Source organism: Thalassospira sp. MCCC 1A01428, from assembly GCF_002115825.1.
Taxonomy (GTDB): Bacteria; Pseudomonadota; Alphaproteobacteria; order Rhodospirillales; family Thalassospiraceae; genus Thalassospira.
This window is the reverse complement of record NZ_JFJZ01000096.1, coordinates 1-5,099: the sequence shown is the minus strand read 5'-3', so window position 1 is coordinate 5,099 and position 5,099 is coordinate 1. Positions and strand designations below refer to the sequence as shown.

Annotated in this window: 9 protein-coding genes; 6 read left to right on the top strand and 3 right to left on the bottom strand. The window is 53.6% G+C overall.

The genetic code is table 11. The features are described from left to right. The 6 genes from THS27_RS25680 to THS27_RS25655 form a co-directional block, all read left to right on the top strand. The coding region (locus tag THS27_RS25680) for a helix-turn-helix domain-containing protein (protein WP_139835755.1) at positions 1–934 on the top strand (934 nt) is incomplete at its 5' end. Next, the gene (locus THS27_RS25675; protein ID WP_085595780.1) at positions 927–1,466 is read left to right on the top strand and encodes a hypothetical protein; all 540 of its coding nucleotides are present in this window, start codon (positions 927–929) and stop codon (positions 1,464–1,466) included. The genes THS27_RS25680 and THS27_RS25675, both read left to right, overlap by 8 nt. 3 nt (positions 1,467–1,469) lie before the next feature. Continuing rightward, positions 1,470–2,207: a SprT-like domain-containing protein gene (locus tag THS27_RS25670; protein WP_085595778.1), complete on the top strand. Its 738-nt coding sequence runs from the start codon at positions 1,470–1,472 to the stop codon at positions 2,205–2,207. Positions 2,208–2,233: 26 nt separating this feature from the next. Next, positions 2,234–2,512, top strand: coding sequence for a hypothetical protein (locus tag THS27_RS25665; RefSeq protein ID WP_085595776.1), 279 nt, complete (start codon positions 2,234–2,236; stop codon positions 2,510–2,512). Positions 2,513–2,594: 82 nt separating this feature from the next. Next, complete coding sequence (locus THS27_RS25660) at positions 2,595–2,786, top strand: antitoxin VbhA family protein (RefSeq protein WP_085595775.1); 192 nt, start codon at positions 2,595–2,597, stop codon at positions 2,784–2,786. A 322-nt stretch (positions 2,787–3,108) separates the two neighbouring features. Beyond that, complete coding sequence (locus THS27_RS25655) at positions 3,109–3,702, top strand: hypothetical protein (RefSeq protein WP_085595773.1); 594 nt, start codon at positions 3,109–3,111, stop codon at positions 3,700–3,702. A 139-nt stretch (positions 3,703–3,841) separates the two neighbouring features. Here THS27_RS25655 and THS27_RS25650 read toward each other — a convergent pair whose 3' ends face one another. The 3 genes from THS27_RS25650 to THS27_RS25640 form a co-directional block, all read right to left on the bottom strand. Next, positions 3,842–4,228 (bottom strand): helix-turn-helix transcriptional regulator, encoded by a 387-nt coding sequence (locus tag THS27_RS25650; protein ID WP_085595771.1) that lies wholly within the window; start codon positions 4,226–4,228, stop codon positions 3,842–3,844. A gap of 8 nt (positions 4,229–4,236) precedes the next feature. Continuing rightward, positions 4,237–4,488, bottom strand: a complete 252-nt coding sequence (locus THS27_RS25645; RefSeq protein WP_085595769.1) for a type II toxin-antitoxin system RelE/ParE family toxin — start codon at positions 4,486–4,488, stop codon at positions 4,237–4,239. 202 nt (positions 4,489–4,690) lie between these two features. Beyond that, on the bottom strand, positions 4,691–5,099 hold a 409-nt coding region (locus tag THS27_RS25640; RefSeq protein WP_210403023.1), incomplete at its 5' end, for a hypothetical protein.

Below are 5,099 nucleotides of genomic sequence, written 5' to 3'. Positions count from 1 at the left end.
TGATGTGACCACGGCTTCGGTCGTCGGTCTCGTGAGCCGAGGCATTTCCTGTTTATCCCCTTGTCTGACCGATTTATCGGTGCGTGTTCTTATTCTCCTGGTCGAGCATGTTTATGATGTGCGGGCCTGGCGCAGTGGCCGCTTGACGGTCTGGCCAGGCAATCGGCGTTTGGCCGAATTGACCGGTAAGAATGAACGGTCGATCCGGCGGGCATTATGTTTGCTGGAGGCCAATCACTGGATTGTAAGGCGGTATTCCGCATCGAACCGGCGTTCGGATGGCAATGCCGGCATCGATTTGCGTCCACTGGCTGCTCGGCTGCATGACTTGCGCCAGGCGGCAGAATTTCTCGAACAGAAGATAGAGTCCGCCCGCGAACAGGCGAAGGCTGAACGGGACGATCTGGCGATGACGAATGAGCCAGATGACGGGGCAATAGAGTCCGGGGTGGTGGACATTTCTGTCCCCCTTAAATCCTACAAGATAAATCCCGGTTCTACGAACCTTGTACAAAGTGGGGCTTCGCAGGCAACGCCCGGGCAGAGATCGTGCCCGACAATTACCGACATTGATGTGGACAGTGAGATCCTGTTTTTGATGGTTCAGGCGTCGCCGACCTTGCAAAAACAGCTTACGGCAGCCGAATTGTGTGACCTGATGGGGCCAGAGCCATGCTCTGCCGCCATTCAGGCGGTTGCGACGGCAGTCAAATCGATCCTTTCTCGCCACATTAAATTACGCCCCGCTGTCTGGCAGGTGGCGTTGGCCAAACATGGTTGGGCGGCGCTGGCGGCGGTGATGGTTGCGGTTGAGCGGCACGGCGTGCGTGATCCGGCGGGCTATCTCTATGCCATGCTCAAATCGGCCCGTTTGCGCGATACCGTACGCCACAATTTGCGCGCCATCGAACAGCAGGAGAGTGGTCATGCGTGATAATGCTCTTGCCGTTAAACACTCTTCCTACTGCCAGCTTTTATTCGCCCGTAAAGCCAGAGGTCTGGCGTATTTGCGGCGCTGGAACGGGGCCTGTGATGTCTCTGTTGCCCAGCATTGTGTGATGGCGTGCGATAACGTTTCGCGTCTGGCCGCACCCTATGCCCTGATCCACGACATCGAGGAAGATGAAACCGGGGACTTGCTCACACCGGTTAAGCAGAAGATGCGGGAGCTTGGGATATGGCACCGTTTTGAAGCGGAGATCGTGCTGCCGATCCGCAAGTCTTATACGGAACTTGCCGGGTTGAATTGGCCGTGGCCTGCCGATGTGGTGGCGGAAGTTGCCAGCATCGATCAGCGTTTGCAGGTAACGGAATATCGCGATGCGGTTGACCGGAACCTGGTGCGCGGCTTTGTGCCGCGTTCGGTCGTTCCTTTGCCGGATTATGTGCTGCCCTGGAGCCCGCAAAAGGCCGAAGCGCAGTTTATGGATCGGGCCGGGCGGCTGTTTCCGGCATGGGAGGGGTGAAAAATGGATTGTGCAATCCACAAACTGGCCGAAGCCCTACCCAGTGTCGAATTTTACAGCGAGCTGCAAAAGGCTTTTAGCCATTTCAATGAAGGTCTGTTTGAAAACAAACTGCCAGCCTGTCTGATCACCTTGCAGCGTCAGAAGAATACCTATGGCTATTTTTCGCCCGAGCGGTTTGTCAGCAGTGATACCGGCGAGTGCATAGACGAGATTGCGCTGAACCCGTCCTGGTTCGTGGTGCGAACCGTTCCGCAAACGCTCTCTACGCTGGCCCATGAGATGGTACATCTCTGGCAGTATCACTTCGGTGATCCCGGCAGGCGTGCCTATCACAACCGCGAATGGGCCGACCGTATGGAAGTGATTGGCCTGATGCCAAGCAAGACAGGAAAGCCCGGCGGGCGGCGCGTGGGCGAAAAAATGACCCATTACATCCTGGGGGACGGGCCATTTGATCGGGCATGTCGGGACCTGATGACCCGGGAATTTACGCTGTCCTGGCTGGACCGTTTCCCGCCGCAGCAGCCGAGCCACGCGCTGGCGGCAGCCTTGACAGGAGGTTCGGCCAGTGCGGCGGCATTGGCACGGGTGACGCCGGTTCAGGCAGAAAACCGCTCCCATCGCCTCAAGTATCGCTGCCCGTCCTGTGCGGCACAGGTTTGGGGAAAGCCCGGGATGAAGCTGTTATGTGGTGAAGACACCTGCGAAGCGGCAGTGATGCAGCCCGTTGGGACTTGAAAATAGAATGTTTAGGAGATTTTCACATGACGAGGGATGAGAGCATTATTCTGACCCGTCGGGGTTTCACGCTGATTCGCAATTTACTTGAGTATCGGGTGTCGGTTGGTGCGCAGCAAACCATAATCCAGCGACTATTGACGGGCCCAAAATATTCCAATGAGAGCGCGGCGCATGAACTGGCAGAAGCATTGCACAATCTTGATCCGGATAATGATTTCCTGTTGGAATTGGTGCGCAGGAACCTGGCTGCCTTTGTCGAAAAATATCCCCGGTTTCGTGCGCATTTTGAAGAGTTTCTTTGATATGGGGTCTTTGTATAATCATCGGGAAAACAATGATTTCTGATTTATAATGTCTGCTGATACCGGATTGAGGAGTTGGATCGTGTCTTTAACGCAGGAAGAAGCACACAGCCGCCATTGCAAGGTGGCGAGCATTATTGCCAATCAGAAGCTCGAAGGCCTTGAGGTGGATCATCAAACCCGTAGCGACCTGCAAGAACTTGCCAATGGGTCCCTGACCGTTGATCAGGCATTGAAGCGCCTTCATGCGCGTATTGGGCATGTCCAAATATAGTTCTGACGATCATTACATTGAAAATGTAACTATTAAAAATAGACGAACCGGCAAAATTTTGCCGGTTTATTTTTGGAGACCAGGAATACGGCCTATTGGCTATTCTCATGAAGATGCTTTGACCGAAACTTTGAACGTGTGGATAGGCCGCAGCCAGGGCTTCGCCCTCTGCCGTAAAGCAGAATCAGGGTCCCGGTTCAGGCCTTGACGGCCTGAACATCCCATATTCAGCTTGACGGCATTCACCCTTTTTTGACGACGGGAAGAAGTTGAACCGGCCAGACCGGTCCTTCGGTTGTCATTCAGGAAAGGGATACCCAAGATGCACACGGTAACAGATCGCGATATTCAGGCTGCCAAACAGATTGCCCGTCAATTCGATGCCGCCATCCGGGCAAATGAGAGTGATGCCGCGCAAAAGGCTGCACAGGATTTCAGGGCTTTGATTGTGTCAGCCAATGGTGCAAAGGGTGAATTTGGCATCTTTGCGCCAGACGGGGCAGGAACGGTGATGACAGCGGCCCTTGCCGCTAAAGACGAGGATGTTCCGCACTGGGGACAGAACGGGTTGTTTGTGTTGGAAACGGATCATGGTCGGGTGTTGGTGGGTTTTACCTGTCCACTCGACATATGCAGCCGCTTTGAATTCAACGCCATTGACCTTGACCTGCCGTTTATTTCCGAAACGGGTTTTCAGTCGCATTTTTATGCAGAATGGCCACCTGTGAGCGTTAATGAGGCCGCCGCCATCATTTTTTGCCAATATGCCAAAGCCGGGAAGATGACGAATATTGATCCGAAATATCGTCAGGGCCGGTTGGAGCGGATGCCGGATTTTGTTCAGATTTCCAGCAGCGACTTTCAGGGTGTTCTTACAAAGACGGATAGCACCGGGCAAATCGGATTTCAGTTTTAACCGCCCTTCGTGTTTCGTGGCACAGAACGGCGGTCCCCCGTTAAAGCGGGGATTGTCGTTCTGACGCTGTAGGGCGAACGAATAGTCCTGTTTCAACCTTGTAATCCGGATACCCTCATTTTATTGCGCCTTTCTCTCTTCAGTCTTGGGGCCACGGGGTAAGGTCAGAAATGTCAAGGTTCAGGGTGGCGGCAAGTTTGCCGCGCAAGCGGTCAGACATGGAGCGTTCTCCCCGTTCGATCTGGCCGATATAGGTTTTGGTGACACCGACAAGGGCGGCAAGCTCTTCCTGTGTCATGCTCGCGTGTTCGCGGTAGACTTTCAGCGGGTTTTCGCTCGCCGAAAGCCGTTTGATCACGTCAATGGGGTAGCGGCGTCCATCGTCATTTTGCAGGGCGTCGTGCAGGGCTGCCAGATCTTCGGCGTCGTCGGCATCTTCCGCCCCGGTGCGATTTGCAATCCATTCGTCATAAGGAACGACAACAAAAACAGGCTTGTCGTCCTGATAGATAATCTGGTGTGACATGATGTCTCCTATCTTTTGTAAATTTCGCCACGCGGCGCGATATTCTGAACTTCAAGAATGACACCATCTTCGGTGTAAATGGCCCGGTATGTGCCAACCCGCAAGCGATAGGCTTCAACGCCGCTCATTTTTTTGATGTCGAGGTCGGTCCGGCGCGGGTTTTGAGCAATAAGGTCCAGCTTCTGCAAAATGCTGTTGCGGATTTTTGCCGGAACACGCAACAGACCTTTTTTTGCTTTATGGGTGAAGGTGATTTCCAAAGTGCTGTCCCCACTGGTTATGTAAACGTTATAATCCTTCTCGAAGGAAAAAGCAATCAAAAATAAACAAAAGTGAACAAAAGGAACAGATTTGGATATGTCTTTGGTGCGATTTTCATGAGCGGATGGATCTCATGACACGGCTGGCCGACAGAATGAGTATGGACGTTTAGGACAGGGCAACCGGCAAAATTTTGCCGGTTTACTTTTTCTGTCCGAGGATACGCACCATGGCCGGGAAGTCGTATTCGATCTCGCAGGTCCGATACCAGCGTTTGCCGTCCGGGTCCCAATGGGCGGTGATGATGTAGCTTTTCATTGTATTGCGCAATTGGGTGACAGCTTCGGGGTCGCGGCTCCAGACCCGCAGTTTTTCGATGTTTTTGGCGAAGCGCGCATGGATTTCCCGAATGTTGGTAGGGGGAGACAGCTCCGCCAGAGCGCGTTTTTCCCGGTCAATGTCAAGACGGGTGAGGCGCATTTGTTCGGTATTGTCCTCGAACCAGGCTTTGAGTTCGCTTGTGTCGCTGCCAACGCCAAAGGTGCTCAGGGCATGTTCGGCGCGGCTACGCAAATCCTTAAGTTTCCGGTGTGACTTTTCGAGATGTCGG